Annotated in this window: 13 protein-coding genes and 1 other RNA gene; 5 read left to right on the forward strand and 9 right to left on the reverse strand. The window is 30.7% G+C overall.

Annotated features, from left to right (window positions below; all coding sequences use genetic code 11):
- Positions 1 to 1,038: 1,038 nt before the first annotated feature.
- The 7 genes from ffs to UCYN_RS00190 form a co-directional block, all read right to left on the reverse strand.
- An RNA gene (gene ffs, locus UCYN_RS06070) (signal recognition particle sRNA small type) lies at positions 1,039 to 1,135 on the reverse strand.
- A gap of 37 nt (positions 1,136 to 1,172) precedes the next feature.
- Positions 1,173 to 1,466, reverse strand: coding sequence for an Asp-tRNA(Asn)/Glu-tRNA(Gln) amidotransferase subunit GatC (gene gatC, locus UCYN_RS00165; protein WP_012953460.1), 294 nt, complete (start codon positions 1,464 to 1,466; stop codon positions 1,173 to 1,175).
- A 57-nt stretch (positions 1,467 to 1,523) separates the two neighbouring features.
- Entirely contained in the window at positions 1,524 to 2,045 is a 522-nt protein-coding gene (locus tag UCYN_RS00170) for a photosystem I assembly protein Ycf3 (protein WP_012953461.1), read from the reverse strand.
- 44 nt (positions 2,046 to 2,089) lie between these two features.
- Positions 2,090 to 2,929: a carbohydrate ABC transporter permease gene (locus UCYN_RS00175; protein WP_012953462.1), complete on the reverse strand. Its 840-nt coding sequence runs from the start codon at positions 2,927 to 2,929 to the stop codon at positions 2,090 to 2,092.
- Positions 2,930 to 3,142: 213 nt separating this feature from the next.
- Complete coding sequence (gene ileS, locus UCYN_RS00180; protein WP_012953463.1) at positions 3,143 to 6,025, reverse strand: isoleucine--tRNA ligase; 2,883 nt, start codon at positions 6,023 to 6,025, stop codon at positions 3,143 to 3,145.
- Positions 6,026 to 6,096: 71 nt separating this feature from the next.
- The gene (gene recO / locus UCYN_RS00185; RefSeq protein WP_012953464.1) at positions 6,097 to 6,933 is read right to left on the reverse strand and encodes a DNA repair protein RecO; all 837 of its coding nucleotides are present in this window, start codon (positions 6,931 to 6,933) and stop codon (positions 6,097 to 6,099) included.
- An 88-nt stretch (positions 6,934 to 7,021) separates the two neighbouring features.
- Positions 7,022 to 7,261, reverse strand: a complete 240-nt coding sequence (locus UCYN_RS00190; protein WP_012953465.1) for a DUF751 family protein — start codon at positions 7,259 to 7,261, stop codon at positions 7,022 to 7,024.
- Between the two features lie 363 nt (positions 7,262 to 7,624).
- Here UCYN_RS00190 and UCYN_RS00195 point away from each other — a divergent pair, with 363 nt between their 5' ends.
- From UCYN_RS00195 to glyA, 4 genes are all read left to right on the forward strand, one after another.
- Positions 7,625 to 8,905: a glycoside hydrolase family 10-like protein gene (locus UCYN_RS00195; protein WP_012953466.1), complete on the forward strand. Its 1,281-nt coding sequence runs from the start codon at positions 7,625 to 7,627 to the stop codon at positions 8,903 to 8,905.
- 126 nt (positions 8,906 to 9,031) lie between these two features.
- A complete protein-coding gene (locus UCYN_RS00200; RefSeq protein ID WP_012953467.1) occupies positions 9,032 to 9,874 on the forward strand; it encodes a prohibitin family protein in 843 nt (280 codons plus the stop codon).
- Positions 9,875 to 9,968: 94 nt separating this feature from the next.
- Entirely contained in the window at positions 9,969 to 10,637 is a 669-nt protein-coding gene (locus UCYN_RS00205; RefSeq protein WP_012953468.1) for an ABC transporter ATP-binding protein, read from the forward strand.
- Between the two features lie 149 nt (positions 10,638 to 10,786).
- Complete coding sequence (gene glyA / locus UCYN_RS00210) at positions 10,787 to 12,004, forward strand: serine hydroxymethyltransferase (RefSeq protein ID WP_236608138.1); 1,218 nt, start codon at positions 10,787 to 10,789, stop codon at positions 12,002 to 12,004.
- An 88-nt stretch (positions 12,005 to 12,092) separates the two neighbouring features.
- On the opposite strand, the gene UCYN_RS06075 is transcribed toward glyA, so the two are convergent.
- Entirely contained in the window at positions 12,093 to 12,947 is an 855-nt protein-coding gene (locus tag UCYN_RS06075; RefSeq protein ID WP_012953470.1) for a YcjF family protein, read from the reverse strand.
- Between the two features lie 137 nt (positions 12,948 to 13,084).
- Positions 13,085 to 13,468: a hypothetical protein gene (locus UCYN_RS06165; RefSeq protein ID WP_012953471.1), complete on the reverse strand. Its 384-nt coding sequence runs from the start codon at positions 13,466 to 13,468 to the stop codon at positions 13,085 to 13,087.
- 223 nt (positions 13,469 to 13,691) lie between these two features.
- Here UCYN_RS06165 and mfd point away from each other — a divergent pair, with 223 nt between their 5' ends.
- Positions 13,692 to 17,147 (forward strand): transcription-repair coupling factor, encoded by a 3,456-nt coding sequence (mfd, locus tag UCYN_RS00220; RefSeq protein ID WP_012953472.1) that lies wholly within the window; start codon positions 13,692 to 13,694, stop codon positions 17,145 to 17,147.
- Positions 17,148 to 17,181 lie beyond the last annotated feature (34 nt).

The following is a 17,181-nucleotide window of genomic DNA, read 5'->3' on the forward strand; positions in this document are numbered from 1 at the left end:
AGTTAAAAAATTCTGGTTTACTTGTTTAAAAGTTTATTGAAAAGTTAATCAAGACTGAATATCATGACATCAAAGTTTTGGAAAAGAGCAACTAGATGAACTCATTTTTATTCTTAATGTCATACCAGCCGCTATGGTGCCAACTTAGATTAAACATGGAGAGGAACTTACATAGGTTGAAAGTTTTGTTTATCCACCCCATTAGGGAAAAGCTTATTTAATATTTCTGAGAATTTTGTAGAATAGTCCTGTACTTAGTTGATATTTACTTATACTAATTCAAGTTATATCAAGGCACTTTCCAGTAAAATTAATAATTAAATATAAAATTAGATAGAAGCTTTGGTTTTTGTTAATTTGTCAGTTAAACAAATTGATTGATAGAGTCATACTTTTAAATTATCTATTGTGAAACCTTTCAGGATAGCTACACATCTATCTGTTCCTAATACTCAATATAATTTGGTATCATTGTAAGAATATAACTCAAAGAGTACGCTTTTGACAACAGAAATATTTTTTGGAATACAATAAAATTGGTTTAATATAGTGTCTATTTTTTATATTTATTAATAATATAAAAATAGAACACCTAAGTAATTATACAGCATAAGATCGCTAAATATACTTACTAAACAATCATGATTGTCTTACATTCATAAAGTATTTCCTATTAATTGAATCGTAAAAAATATTATTTTCTATAAAATTTATAGTACTAATCTTATTACAATCCTTTAATTAAAAATTTTTATGAAAATATCATGTTACTAATAGATTGTAGACATAAAATGTTTTCAAACAATAATTTCAATGAAAATAAATTAATATTTTTTAAAAAATTCACTTGATACTTTAATAATTAGTACTAATTATTTAGAATAATATCTATAAAAACATTACTTACAATCAGTCTTATATTAGTTTTTTTATTATGTATTCACAAGGTAAAAATTTATCCAAAAAAGATTGATATCCTATACTGAAACCAATACTTATAATTGTGCCTGAAACTATATCTATAAAAACTACTAATTAAAAGACCCGGAGTCTACGCCTATTGCAAGCATCCCTTATTGCTGCTACTTTCCAGTCCTGACAAGATTTGGGCGTTGCAATCGCATAGGTCCGAGCCGATTTCTAGCATAACACAAAAAATTATTTTTTAACGACTATTCATTATTGTTAAGAATTTTTGGAACTTTAAAAAATTCTCCTTCTCTACTTGGAGCCTCTTCTAGAAGAAGATCTCTATTCATACAAGTTTGTGATACATCATCACGAGTAATATTTTTTAATTCAATAGCATGTATAGTCGGGATCACTTTTTCAGTGTCTAACTCATTTAACATTTCAAAATGTTTTATCACATCTCCTAATTGACTCGCAAATTTTTCTTCTTCTTTAGGATCAATGTTTAAACGAGCCAAATGAGCAATTTTGCGAATTTGCTGATTATTTAACATAAACTAATTGTAATTTTCTTATTTAAGTTGGTAGTAAAAAATTTATAACTTTCTGCTCTAGAAAAAAACATCCATTTCAGAGCGTCCTGTAATCTTTAGCCAATTTTGAGCTTCTATATAATTATTTGGAGCAATGCGTATTGCTTGCTTCCAATATTCAGCAGCTTGATCAAAAAGAGTTTCAGCATTACTTTCACTACCCTCAGTTTTAGCTCTTTCTCCTTGATAGTGATAAATTACTGCAATATTATTTAAAGCTGATGGCATTTGAGGATTTAAATTAATAGCTTGTTTATAATAGTCTAAAGCTTTGGCATGTTCTCCGTTGCTAGCATAGATAATACCAATATTGTAAAGAATATAACTACGATCATTATCGTCTTCTTCTAACTTGAGTGCTTCGTTATAATTATCTAGAGCCTCAGCGTATTCTCCATCTGCTTGAGCTGACATGCCATCTCTATAGTAAGCAAAAGCTTCTTTTGCTTTTTTATTAGCAGGCAAAATTTTAAATATAATATCTGCCATTACAGTAAAACTTTTATCTATGAAATTGTCATTGCGCTGAGTTCTAGGCATGGTTTCTAAAGTATAAAATTATATGGTTATATCTTATCAAAGTTTTATCCTTTAACTCCACTTCCTGAATCAGTAGGGATAATATACTGTTGTACAAGTATAAATAAGAAAACAACTGGAATTATAGAGATAATCGATCCAGCAGAAATCAGACGCCAATCTAGATCTAAAGAATTAGCTAATTTAGCAATTCCTAACGGTAAGGTGTAATAAGATGGATCATCTAAGACAATTAAAGGCCATAAGAAATCACTCCAGGATCCAATAAAAATAAAGAATGCTAAAGTTATCAAAGCTGGTCGAACAGCAGGAATCATAACATTCCACCATATATCAAATTCTGAGCAACCGTCTATTTTGGCTGCTTCCTCTAGTTCTTTAGGAATTTCTTTAAATGCTTGTCGTAGAAAAAAAATACCAAAAGTTGATACTAAGTTAGGAATAATAGCGCCTAAATAAGTATTGCGGAGATTTAAATTAACTGCCAGGATAAACAAAGGTATCATAATGATCTGGGATGGTATCATGATAGTAGAAACTATGAACGCCCATATTGTATCTCTGCCTAGAAAATCTATTCTAGCTAATGGATAGGCTGCAAGAGAACATAGAATGAGATTTAAACATACAGTTATAAAAGCTATCCAAAAACTATTAAATAAGTATTTTTCGAAAGGATAATTTTGCCAGACAGTTATAAAATTCTGCCAGGTAGGTTGACTAGGTAGCCAAGATGTTAAAGTTCCTGATACATCTTCAGTTGAAGGCTTGAAAGCAGTTCCAAAAAGCCAAATCAAAGGGAAAAGAGTTGATATAGCAATTACTATAAGTAATAAATATGTGAAAATATTTTTAGAAATTGATTTAGGTTTTCTATTTCTCATCTATTATCAGTTTAGTATAAATACTCGAAACATAATGAGGCAGCAGTTATTATCAGATTACCAAGTTAAATATTTTAAAAACTAACAATAATGTTTAATTAAAACATATTTTTTAGTTTTTAAAATTGATTTTTAATCTTTATTTCAATGTAATCACTAATAAACTAATTATGTAAATAATCATAGGAAATTTATTTCCTTAAAATAATTTTTTTAAAATTTCTTTGATATTGCAGAGTGACATCTATCACAAATTGTAGGATCATCTATAAAATCACCAACTGTTGTTGAATAATTCCAGCAACGATCACATTTCTCACCTTCTGCCTTAACCACACCAATATAAAATAACTCTGATTCACTTTGATATTTAAGAGATTTAATTTGATCTAAATCTTCTATCAACTCTACTCGGGAAACTAAAAAGAAGTAACGTAGTTCATCAACGCAATTACCTTGTAAAAAAGTATCCTGAGAATCAAATTTCATTAATTGTTGTTTAAATTTCACATCTTTGATGTGAAGAATTATTTTTGCATCTAAAGAAGACCCGATAACTTTATTTTGTCGAGCTAACTCTAAAACATTATTAATATCATTTCTAATTAATCTTAGGTTAACCCAAAAAGTTTTTAATTCTGGTTGGTCCAACTCTTGTATCTTATCAACCCATCCTCCTTCAAAGACAGAATTATAGGAAAGCTTACAAGATGAGTGTTGCCAAATATCTTCAGCCATATGAGATAGTACGGGAGCAATCATTGTCGATAAGTTTTTAATAGCTAAGAATAAAACTGTTTGACAGCTACGGCGACGAAATGAGTTAGGAGAAGATATATATAATCTATCTTTAGCTATGTCAAGATAAAAATTAGACAAATCTACAATACAAAAATTTTGAATTGCTTGATAAAAATTAGAAAAATGAAAAGTTTCAAATGCTTTAGTTACTTCTTTAGAAACTTCAGCAATACGATTCAACATATACCGATCTAATTCTGGTAACTTTTCATAAGAAACTGTATCTTTTTGTGGATCAAAATCATGTAAATTACCTAATAAAAAACGTGCTGTATTTCTTATCTTTCGATAAACGTCCGAGATTTGTTTAAGAATTGTCTCCCCAACAAGAACATCTGAAGAGTAATCAACTGATGATACCCAAAGTCTTAAGACATCAGCTCCATAGGCAGGTTCTTTTTTCTTATTATTTCCTCCGTTAATTATGACATCAGGATTAATTACATTTCCCAATGATTTACTCATTTTTCTTCCTTGCTGATCTAAAACAAAACCATGAGTTAATACTGTTTTATAAGGAGCAATTCCGTTGACAGCAACACTAGTTAAAAGGCTAGATTGAAACCATCCTCTATGTTGATCTGAACCTTCCAAATACATATCAACAGGATACTTTGATTTAGATTGTTGTTTAATCACAGATGCCCAAGAAGAGCCAGAATCAAACCAAACATCCATCGTATCAGTTCCTTTTCGATAACGATGATGATCTTGTTTATATTCTTCTGGAAGTAGTTTTTCGATAGACATTTCCCACCAAGCATTAGCTCCTTTTCTAGCAAATATTTCTTGTATATTTTTAACCGTTTCTTCAGTCAGTAAAGCTTCATTAGTTTCTTTGTCATAAAAAACTGGAATAGGAACGCCCCAACTTCTTTGTCGGGAGATACACCAGTCTGAACGATCATTAACCATTGAAGTAATACGATTAATACCTTGAGATGGAATCCAATTTACATTTTTTATAGCACTTATAGCATGTGCTCTAAAACCTTCTACTGAAGCAAACCATTGTTCTGTTGCACGAAAAATAGTTGGTTTTTTGGTTCTCCAATCATATGGATATTTATGCTCATAAAGTTCTTCTTTAATTAAAACTTTTTCTTCTTTGAGCCTATTAATAATAACTTCATTAGCATCTTTTAGAACGTTCAATCCAGCGAATGGTCCTGCTTCTTCTGTTAGAATTCCTTTGTTATCAACAGGAGACAATATTTCTAAGCCATACTTTTGCCCTACTAAGTAATCTTCTTGTCCGTGACCTGGGGCGGTATGAACTAACCCAGTACCAGAACTAGTATTAATATAGTCACCACCAATAACAATTTTACATTCTCTATCAAACAGAGAATGTCTATAAATCGTATTTTCTAATAAATTTCCTGAAAAAGTTGCTCGTATTTTCAAAGAGGTTTCGAATACTTGTGATAGCTTGTCAACTAAATCTTCAGCTACGATTAGATATTTATGTTTACAAACCCCGGTAGTTTGCTCAACTACTGAATATTTAATAACTGGATTTACTGCTACTGCTAAATTGGCAGGAATTGTCCAAGGAGTTGTAGTCCAAATTACAACTCCTAAATCTGATAAAAAGTCTTTTAAAATACCTGTTATTTCTTGTGATGCATTAGTAACAGAAAAAGCAGTATAAATACTACGGGAAACATGTCCCTCTGGATATTCTAACTCTGCTTCTGCTAAAGCAGTTTGTGAGCTTGGACTCCAATGAACAGGTTTAAGGCCTCGATAAATATATCCTTTGTTAAACATATTCCAAAACACACCAATCTGTGCAGCTTCATATTCAGGAAGCATTGTTAAGTAAGGATTGTGCCAATCTCCCCACACTCCTAATCTTTGAAAACTTTTAGCTTGTTCTTGTTGGGTTTTAAGTGCAAAATCACGAGCTTTATATCTTAATTGAAGGGGATTTAAATTTTGTCTTTCTTTTGAACTAATACTTTGTAAGACTTTTAATTCAATTGGAAGCCCATGGCAATCCCAGCCAGGAATATAGCTTATCTTATGTCCTTGCAATAATTTATATTTGTTGATAAAGTCTTTTAAAATTTTATTTAATGCATGTCCCATATGAAGAGAACCATTAGCATAAGGAGGTCCATCATGAAGGATAAATAACTCTTCTGGATTTTCTTCAGATAGTTTTTTATAAACTTTATTCTTTATCCAAAATTCTTGTAATTCTGGTTCTTTTGAAACAGAATTAGCACGCATATTAAAATCAGTCTGAGGTAAATTTACTGTATTCTTATAATTTTTTTGTTCTGTCACAATATTAATTAGGGTATTTGTATCGGTTTACACTTTATCTTGATTATTAAATCGATAGTTAAAAATTAAATTTAAAATTCTAAATTAGGTAAACTATCTATTAAAACTACTGACTGAAAAGAACATCCTAATTGATATTGAGTATAATCTCTTAAAAGATGTTCAATTTTTTGCCAAGGAACAATAAAGTCTTGACTAAGAACATTTGATGGTAAGAGTTTTCCCGCATGCGGTAAATAAGATTGATTTAGGTTTTGTAATAAAACTAAATCTGTAGCCTGTAATTTGTAGTTAATTAATGGTACGGAGAAGACTGTCAATGCTTTATTTGTATAGGCTAGAGAATTTAAATTAATCAACCCTCCCATTTCATGGCTGAAACCTACTTGCCAATCAGGATTTTTAAAATTTGGAGTTAATTTCTCTTGTGTGAGACAACATTGATAAATCTGTGGACCAATTCCTGTAACTATTAAAAAATGAAATATGGCTTGAGCCAAATATCCATATAAATTTTCTGCAAGAGACATTTTTTCTAATCGTCGCAGATGTTCATTAAGGAGTTCATAAAGTTCTTCTTGAGGTTGCTCGTCAATAGATAATTTTAATATTAACTCACTTAGGTATTGTGCCGCTGCAAGTTTAACTAACTCTTTCCTCAAACCAGGATAAAATTGTAAGGTTTCTGCCTGAGCTATTTTGTCTAGAGAATGTCCTTTAATTATGAGGAACTGGTTAACCATAAACAATTCACTTCTTCCACTAAGCGGTGATTTATTTTTTCTAGAACTTGGCGCTATGGCACGAATTAAGCCTTTTTCTGGCGAAAGAATTATTATTAAACGATCAGCTTCTCCCAAAGGCATACTTTTTAGAACAATTCCTGTTGTTTTATAAGCTTGACTCATTGAGGTACAGTAATAAAAGTGTAGTCTAAAATTATAAAATTTAGATGTACGAAGTAAGTTCTGGACTATCAATATTTCTGGAATATTTTTATGTCAAGGGAATCCCCAACATTCCTAATAAAGTGAAATAGAAAAAAGAAAAAACACTCAATATAATTCCAAATATTAGAATTTTAGTTAAATAATTTTTGGGTAACAGTTTAGTCCAACTAAAAAAAGATAAAAATATATTTAATAAAAAACCAATAAAAAAACGAGGATAACATGATATATTTCTTAAGAAATCTTTCATTATTCTAATCTTTTCAAAAGTATTACTACTGGGCATATAATATCGCTAATTCTAACTCATAAATAAATTAAATAATAAAAATTCACAATAATACTTTGTTTCAAGATATTTTAATTAGTTCCCTTTTAAATAAACGATTTTTTTGCTTGAAAACTATTAACTTAGCCTATGTATCACAATTTTATGTGAACTATTTAAAATTAAGATACAACTTAAAATTTCAAAAATAAATATGAATTAAAAGTTAATTTATTTACTTAAATAGCACACCTTGAGATATCGTGAATGTTTTATATCTTATTTAAAATTTTTTTTATCTAAAGAATAAAAAATATTTTTAAATAAGTTTTGTGGAAAAACAGTTTTTCTTCTATAAAACTTGCTATTTAGTAACTAGTTATGAGAAAAAAAATTAATCTTGCTATTGATACATTAATTGTTTTTAATCGTCGACAGAAACAAAAAATAATAATCTTTTTAGTTATTTTCTTAGGAAGTTTATGCACTCAATTTATTTTTTCTTCACTTTTACCTGTATATTCTCATAACAAACCAGCAGAAATAAGAGGTGTTTGGTTGACTAATATAGATAGTGAAGTATTGTTCGATTCAAAAGTGTTAACTGAAAGTATAAATACCCTCTCCGAGCTTAACTTTAATACTCTTTATCCTGCTGTTTGGAATTGGGGTTATACTTTATATCCTTCTGATATTGCTCAGTCTAAAATCGGAGAGAGTTTAGATCCCGAAGAAAAACTTCAAGAAAGAGATGTACTTAGAGAAATAGTAGAACAAGGACATAAAAAAGGTCTTGCTGTTATACCTTGGTTCGAATTCGGATTTATGGCTCCTGCAGATTCTGCATTAGCCCAGCGCAATAAAAATTGGTTAACGCAGAGACAAGATAAAAGCACTATTTGGTTAGAAGGAAAAACTCATAAAAGAGTTTGGTTAAATCCTCTTCACCCGGAAGTTCAGGATTTTATCACTAGTCTATTAGCCGAAATTGTAACTAATTACAATATTGATGGAATACAACTTGATGATCATTTTGGTATTCCTTTCGATTTTGGATATGATGACTTTACTTTAAAATTGTATAAAAAAGAGCATAATGGAAAAGCTCCTCCTCGGACACCCAGTTATTTGAAAATGGGAAGTAATAACTGCATGTCAAATGATCCTGCCTGGATAGAATGGACACAATGGAGAAGGGAAAAAATTACTCAATATATAGAAAAAATTTTTATTACAATAAAAAAAATCAATCCTAATATTATTATTTCTGTTTCTCCTAATCCTCAACCTTTTTCAGCTAATTGCTTTTTACTAGACTGGCAAAGCTGGGAAGAGAAAGGATTGATAGAAGAACTTGTTTTACAGGTATATAGAGAAAATATTATTGATTTTAGAAGAGAGATAAACCGCCCTGAAGTAAGAAGAGCTAGATCTCACATTCCTTTTGGTATAGGTATATTGTCTGGCTTAAAGAATCGTCCAATTCCCACGAAACGTATTGTAGAGCAAGTACAAAATACTAGAAAAGCAAATTTATCTGGTGTTTCATTCTTCTTTTATGAAAGTTTATGGAATATGGGTCCAGAGTCACCTGCAAAACGTCAATCCATTTTTAAACAAATCTTTCCCACGTTAATTGATCGTCCATCAACTAATAATTGAGTACTACTTTCTAAAGTATGTAATTATTTCTTTTAAATTTTTAGTATTTGCTTCGGTTATTACTATATGTAAATTTTATGATAAGTCGTTAAGATTAAGCAAACTATGGTTTAAGGAGAAACACTTGTGAATCGTCAATCTGCCCCTGGTCTTGCATCAATAATAGGTGGTGTTGTTACTGCTTTTATTGTGTTAGTAAGTTTTAATTCTTTTATAGTTATTTATCCTGGACAAGCAGGAGTTTTAAATATACTTGGTAAGGCTCAAGAACAAGTTTTGTTAGAAGGAATTCATTTTAAACCACCTTTAATTTCTACGGTGGACACATATGATGTAACTGTTCAAAAATTTGAGGTCCCTGCTCAAAGTGCTACTAAAGATTTACAAAATCTGAGTGCTAGCTTTGCAATTAATTTTAGTCTTGATCCGATACAAGTTGTTAATATTAGAAGAACTCAAGGAACTTTACAAAATATTGTTTCTAAGATAGTTGCTCCACAGACTCAAGAATCTTTTAAAATAGCAGCAGCTAGACGTACTGTTGAAGAGGCAATCACCCAAAGATCTGAACTTAAAAAAGATTTTGACAACGCTCTTACTTCAAGATTAGAAAAGTATGGGATTATAGTTTTAGATACTAGCGTTATTGATCTTAACTTTTCTCCTGAATTCTCTAAGGCAGTTGAAGAAAAGCAAATTGCAGAGCAAAAAGCTCAAAGAGCTGTTTATGTTGCACAAGAAGCAGAACAAGAAGCACAAGCCGATATCAATCGTGCAAAAGGTAGATCTGAAGCCCAGCGCCTACTAGCAGAAACTTTAAAAGCACAAGGTGGAGATTTAGTTCTTCAGAAAGAAGCTATTGAAGCTTGGAAATCTGGAGGTGCACAAATGCCAAAAGTTTTAGTAATGGGAAAAGGAAATAATAGCAATGTCCCTTTTCTTTTTAATTTAGACACTATGGATAAATAAAATTTGATACACAATATAAGTAAATAGAGTTAATTTAATTTAAATTAACTCTATTTATTTAGGTATGACTGTTCACTATGAATCATAAGAAAATATGACAAAATTTGCTATTAATGTTGATAATGTAAGTTTTGATTGGTGTGAAAATAATTCTATTTTGGAATCTTGTTCTTTGGCCGTGCCTGAAGGAGAATTCTGGATGTTGTTGGGAGCTAATGGTAGTGGTAAGTCTACATTGCTAAAACTTTTAACCAATTTACTTGAGCCAAAAAGTGGATCTATAAAAATGGGTTCACCGGTAGGATTGGTGTTTCAAAATCCTGATCGTCAATTAATCATGCCCACAGTTGGTGCTGATATAGCTTTTGGTTTAGTTGCAGAGAATCTATCCCTTTCAGAAACAAAATCTCGTATTAGTGAAGCATTAATGGCTGTTAATCTATTAGAATTAGAAAAAAAGCCTATTTATGCTCTTAGTGGAGGTCAAAAACAAAGAATTGCGATCGCTGGAGAAATCGCACGTCAATGTTCAGTCTTACTATTAGACGAGCCTACCGCATTACTTGATTATGAAGCTCAGCTAGAATTAGTCAAAAGGGTAAAAAACTTAGTTAAAACCCGTAAAATAACAGCACTTTGGGTTACGCACAGACTAGAAGAATTAGACTATTGCGATGGAGCATTTCTACTTGAAAAAGGTAAAGTGGTCCAGCAAGGCCATCCACAAATAATTAAAGAAAGAATTTCATACACAAAGCCATAACTCTCTAAATATATTTCGTAGTTATTTAACTAAGTAATATTTAAAAATGTATATGATTATCTTAAAAAATTTCATGCAAAGTAAACGAGGACCCAATGATTTTAGATAATGCTAATTTAGATTCTTTAAATGAAAAGGATCCTATTGTTATGTCAATAATTCGAGGAGAGCTTCAGAGACAACGTGAACATTTAGAGTTGATCGCTAGTGAAAACTTCACTTCTCTTGCTGTTCTGGAGGCACAAGGATCTATATTAACTAATAAATATGCAGAAGGGTTACCTTACAAAAGATACTATGGTGGATGCGAATGGGTTGATAAGGTAGAACAAATTGCAATTGATCGTGCAAAAAAAATATTTGGGGCTTCTCATGTAAATGTACAACCTCATTCTGGAGCCCAAGCTAATTTTGCTGTTTTTTTAAGTCTTCTTAATCCTGGTGACAAAATTATGGGTATGGATTTATGTCATGGAGGACATCTTACTCATGGCTCTCCTGTAAATTTCTCTGGAAAATGGTTTCAAACTTGTCACTATGGAGTTGAAATGCACAATGAACAATTAAACTATGATGCAATCTTAAAACTGGCACAAAGTGAAAAACCTAAATTATTAATTTGTGGCTATTCTGCCTATCCTAGAACTATTGATTTTGAGAAGTTTCGCATAATTGCTGATAAAGTTGGAGCCTATTTAATGGCTGACATTTCTCATATTGCAGGTTTAGTAGCTAGTGGACATCATTCTAACCCTTTGCCTTATTGTGATGTAGTCACAACTACTACTCATAAAACCTTGAGAGGGCCTAGAGGTGGATTAATAATGACTAATAATATAGATCTGGGGAAAAAATTTGATAAAGCAGTATTCCCCGGCACACAAGGAGGTCCCTTAGAACATGTTATTGCTGCTAAAGCTGTTGCCTTCAAAGAAGCTTTAGACTCAGATTTTAAGATATATTCAGGAAAGGTTATCAATAATGCAAAAAGTTTAGCAGAGCAACTAAAAAAAAGAGATTTTAGGCTTGTTTCTGATGGTACTGATAATCACCTCATTCTAATAGACACCCGATCTATTAGAATGAGTGGTAAAGAAGCTGATAATTTAATTAGCACAATTAATATTACAGCAAATAAAAATACAATTCCCTTTGATCCAGAATCGCCTTTTGTTACTAGTGGAATTCGCTTAGGTTCTCCTGCAATGACTACTAGAGGATTAGGGACAGAAGAATTCATTGAAATAGGTAATATTATTGCGGATAGATTACTTAATCCAGAAGATGAAGCAGTTAAGCAAAATTGTTTCCATCGAGTTAAAACTTTATGTAATAAATTTCCTTTATACCCTGATCTAAATGTGTAGTTTTTACTAAGCCTTACTTTCATCAAACAATATCTACTAATACTATTAATATAATCATTTACTTAAAAATTAAATAATTATATCCAGCTTATGTGGTAGCCGAAATTTTAGAAGATGTTTGCTTTACAAAAGTGTTAAGTAGATCCCTTTGTTGTGTTTTGGTGAATATCTTATTAATGATTTGCGAAAATTTTGTGACATCTATCTCTGAAGAGTTTATATCTGAATCACTTTGTTCTTGAAAGTATTCTATCAAACTCAGTCCAACTATATGAGTCAAGTAGGCTACACTAACGCCTTGACTCAAACTGCCTAAAATATAGGTAATCATATTGCTTTTTAACAAATTAGAGATTGTATGAATCGATAACTCAGCAATACCTAGCTGTACGATTATTTTTCCAATAGCAATAGCAGCTATTTTCCCCTGAGAAAAGGTAAATCCTTGTTTATAAATATTACTTAAATCAATAATCATTTGGGTATTTATAGCTGCAGTTGCTAAAAAATCTACAGAAGAGATAGGATTTATAGAAATTACTGTAGCAGCTATAAGCTCATACTTTTTAATTATTGGCATCGCTTTATTATATTTAACGACATTAGATATAGTTTTTGTTTGTTGTTTAATTTCTATTGCTTTACGCCAATTTCTAGCTAGAAGTAACTGTTGTTTATTATCAGTTTCAAAAATTTTAAGCCTACTTACTAAAGATATAATATTTGGTGGTTGTTTCTCTATCCACTTCTCACTTGAACCATCAGAGTTATATTGAAGATTTTTTATTTTGATTGAAGTGGAGTTAATACTAGTTACATTATTTGGATCAATAATAGGTTTAACTTGCTGCCGTATTTTTTCTATAATGACTTTTTTATCTTCTTTTTCATACTGATCTTGTTTATTGAAAGCTATTAAACAAGGATAGTATCTCTGATGCAATAATTGAATTTTTTCCCATTCTGAATATGTTAAATCTTCACTAACTAAGACAATTATGATATCTACATCAAAATCGATATTAGTGAATATATCCTTCTCTAATACATTGAGGTATTTCTCTTGATTTAATAAATTTTTTAAACTAGTTTTTCCTGTATTTTTTTTCCAACTATTCCAACAGAAAAAGACGATGAAAATTTTTTTTGTTCTAGATTTTGAAGCTGCATTTTTAAATCAGATATATTCTGATCAGGATCTTCTTCCATAATACAACTTATAGTTTCTTTGGTATCAGCAATAACTCGATTTAAGTCTTTTAGAGTTAGTGGAGATGTAACAAAATACTTTTTTGATTTCTGCTTCTTAAATCTCTTTCCGAGAGAACCGATCCCCGTAAGAAGAATAACAGGTAGAACCCATATGCTTAAAGTGATAATATTATGATATAGACTTTCCTCGATTCCCAACAATAAAATTCCTAATCCGAGAAAAAATATTAATTTTTTATCTTTGAAAGTCATTTTTTATCTTTGAAGAATTAAGTTATTTCACATTCACTATACTATCTTTTAACTTAATTTTCAAAAAGTAAAATTTTTAAATGATAACTAACAAAAAATAAAGCTATATAAATATTTTATTACTTGTTCTTTCATGTCAAATAATAATATTATGGCTCTTTTAAAGGATCTGTACAGATACTATTTACACTTATTTAAGAATTAAAGGTTTTATTCGTAGATTATGGTTTTTTCTTCTCTTATTCACACTTTACAAAGTTCTTCTCTCATTAAAAACTTATCGCAACAACTTAAAGTAAAAAATGAGTTAAGGCTACAAGGAATTAACCGCTTATCAAAAGGATTGATTTCATCAGTTATTTCACAAACTAATTATCAAAATTTACTAGTTATATGCGCCACTTCAGAAGAAGCAGGAAGATGGACAAAACAACTAGAAATTATGGGTTGGAAAGATATTAACTTCTATTTTGTTCCAGATACTTCTCCATATGAAGAGTTAAATATCGAAAATGAAATAATTTGGACACAGATGCAAGTCCTTTCTAATCTTTTCAGAGCAAAACAATCAAAAGATACAAATTTTGCAATTGTTACTACTGAAAGATCTCTACAACCACATTTACCTTCTCCATCAATTTTTTATGATTATTGTTTAAATTTTAAAGTAGGAGTAACAGTTTATTCTAAAGATTTTGCTCAAACATTAAGTGAACTAGGGTATAAAAAAGTTAATTTAGTTGAAAAAGAAGGAGAATGGAGTAGGAGAGGAGATATTCTAGATATTTTTCCAGTCTCATCCGAAATTCCTATACGATTAGAGTGGCTTGGAGACGAATTAGAAAAAATTCGAGAGTTTGACATATCGACCCAACGTTCTTTAAATGAAATAGAAGAAGCTCTACTAACTCCTATCAACTTCAATATTATTGCAAAAGATATCATTCAAAAAAACCCTTTCAGTTCAGAGCAATATGTTGTGGAGGAAAAACCAAAAACTTTAAAAAATTCTTCTCCTAAAGATCAACTACCTTTATCCAAATCTTCCTCTTTGTTTGATTATTTACCTTCTGATACTCTTTGCGCTTTTGATGAAATTGATCAATGTAAATCCCATAATCATAAATGGCTAGAATATGTTGAGAAAAGCTGGCATGAAACACAAAATAAGGAACCAAAAGTTCATCGTTCCTTTGAAGAATCTTTTTCTTCAATCGAAGAAATGCCTAAACTATATTTGTCTGAACTTTCGGACGTTAATGAAACAGATTCTATAGATATATTATCTCGTTCTATCCCTGTCAATCCTCATCAATTTTCTAAATTGGCTGAAATCTTGAGAGGAAAAAGAGAAATTTTTAATGAGATCAATATAAGTAAGTATTCAATATGGTTAATTTCAGCTCAACCTTCACGTACTGTTACCTTATTACAAGAACATGATTATTCTGCTCAATTTATTCCTAATATTAGAGACTATCCTGCAATCAAAAAATCTCATGCTCAAGGTATGGCAGTTGCTTTAAAACATTCTGGATTGGTAGGTTTAGAAGGTTTTATTTTACCTATATTTCGTATCGCAGTGATCACTGACAAAGAATTTTTTGGGCAAAGTACCTTAGGATCCTCAGAATTTTTTAAAAAACGTCGTCGTTCAAATGCTAAAAAAGTCAACTTACAAAAACTTAACTCCGGCGATCATGTAGTTCATAAGAGCCATGGTATTGGTAAATTTTTAAGGCTAGAAAACTTGTCAAATCGTGAATACTTAGTTGTTCAATACTCTGATGGAGTATTAAGAGTTCCTGCTGATTCTCTTGATAATTTATTGCGTTATTCCTGTACAGATTCTACACCTCCTAAATTACATAAAATGACGGGAAAAGATTGGGGTAAATTAAAACAAAAAATACGTAAAAATATTAAAAAATTAGCATTTAATTTACTTCATTTATATGCAGAAAGAGCACAAAAGAAAGGATATTCTTATCCAGCAGATTCTCTTTGGCAACAAGAGCTTGAAGACTCTTTTCCCTATCAAGCAACACCAGATCAAGTACAAGCTATTAGAGAAGTTAAGATAGATTTGGAAAGCAACAGACCAATGGACCGTCTTATTTGCGGAGATGTTGGTTTTGGTAAGACAGAAGTAGCTATTAGAGCGATTTTTAAAGTTGTTACTAGCGGTCATAAACAAGTAGTGTTTTTAGCACCTACTACAATTTTGACTCAACAACACTACAATACTCTTCGAACAAGATTTGCTCCTTATCCTATTAGTATTGGTTTATTAAACAGATTTCGTACAACTTCAGAAAAAAAAGATATTATTGAACGTTTGACTACTGGAGAATTGGATATCGTAGTTGGAACACAACAACTTTTAGGAAAAAATATAAAATTTAAAGATTTAGGATTATTAGTAATTGATGAAGAACAACGTTTTGGAGTTAATCATAAAGAAAAAATTAGGACAATAAAAGCAAATGTAGATGTTTTAACTTTGACTGCAACTCCTATCCCTAGAACTCTTCATATGTCTTTATCAGGAATAAGAGAAATGAGTCTAATTTCTACACCTCCACCATCTCGTCGTTCTATTAAGACTCATTTATCTAGTTACGATCCAAATTTAGTAAAAGCAGCTGTTCGAGCAGAACTTGATCGTGGTGGTCAAGTATTTTATGTTGTTCCTAGAATAGAACATATTGATGAATTAGTTCTACAACTAAAGAGAATGATTCCAGATGCTAAAATTTTGGTCGCGCATGGACAAATGGATGTTAATAATTTAGAGCTAACTATGCTAAGTTTTAACAATGGAGATGCTGACATTTTAGTCTGTACAACAATTATTGAATCTGGATTAGATATCCCTAAAGTTAATACAATTATTATTGAAGATGCACAGAAGTTTGGTTTGTCACAACTGTATCAACTAAGAGGAAGAGTTGGTAGATCTGGTATCCAGGCCCATGCCTGGTTATTTTATCCAAGTAGGTCCGAATTAACTGATAATGCACTCAAAAGACTAAATGCATTACAAGAATTCAGTGAGCTTGGTTCAGGTTATCATTTGGCAACTCGTGATCTGGAAATTAGAGGTGCAGGTAATTTACTTGGAGCAGAGCAATCTGGACAAATGGAAGCTATAGGTTTTGAACTATATATGGACATGTTACAAGAAGCTATCAAAGAAGTTCAAGGAGAAAAAATACCTGAAGTAGAAGATACCCAAATAGATTTAAAATTAACTGCTTTCATTCCAAATGATTATATTGCTGATATTGAACAAAAAATAATTGCTTATCGCACAGTTGCAGTTGCCAGTTCTAAAAAAGAATTAGATCTTATTGTTGCGGAATGGAGTGAACGTTATGGGTCGATACCAGACCCTGTAAAACAATTATTAAAAACAATTGAATTAAAGCAGTTATCTAAATCGTTAGGTTTTTCTCATATTAAGATAGAAGGAAAAAACTCTGTGGTCTTAAAAACTCCAATGGAAGAACCTGCTTGGATCATTTTACAAAATAAATTACCAGAACATTTACAAACGCGTTTTGTTTATAACTCTAAAAAAATTATAATTAGAGGGCTAGGAAGTTTAAGCCCGCAGAAACAACTTGAGAGTTTATTGGTATGGTTTAAAATCATGCAAGAAAATGAGAAAGTATAATGCCATATTATTTTTTAGTTTATGTAGTATAAAG

The organism is Candidatus Atelocyanobacterium thalassa isolate ALOHA (assembly GCF_000025125.1).
GTDB classification, from domain to species: Bacteria; Cyanobacteriota; Cyanobacteriia; order Cyanobacteriales; family Microcystaceae; genus Atelocyanobacterium; species Atelocyanobacterium thalassae.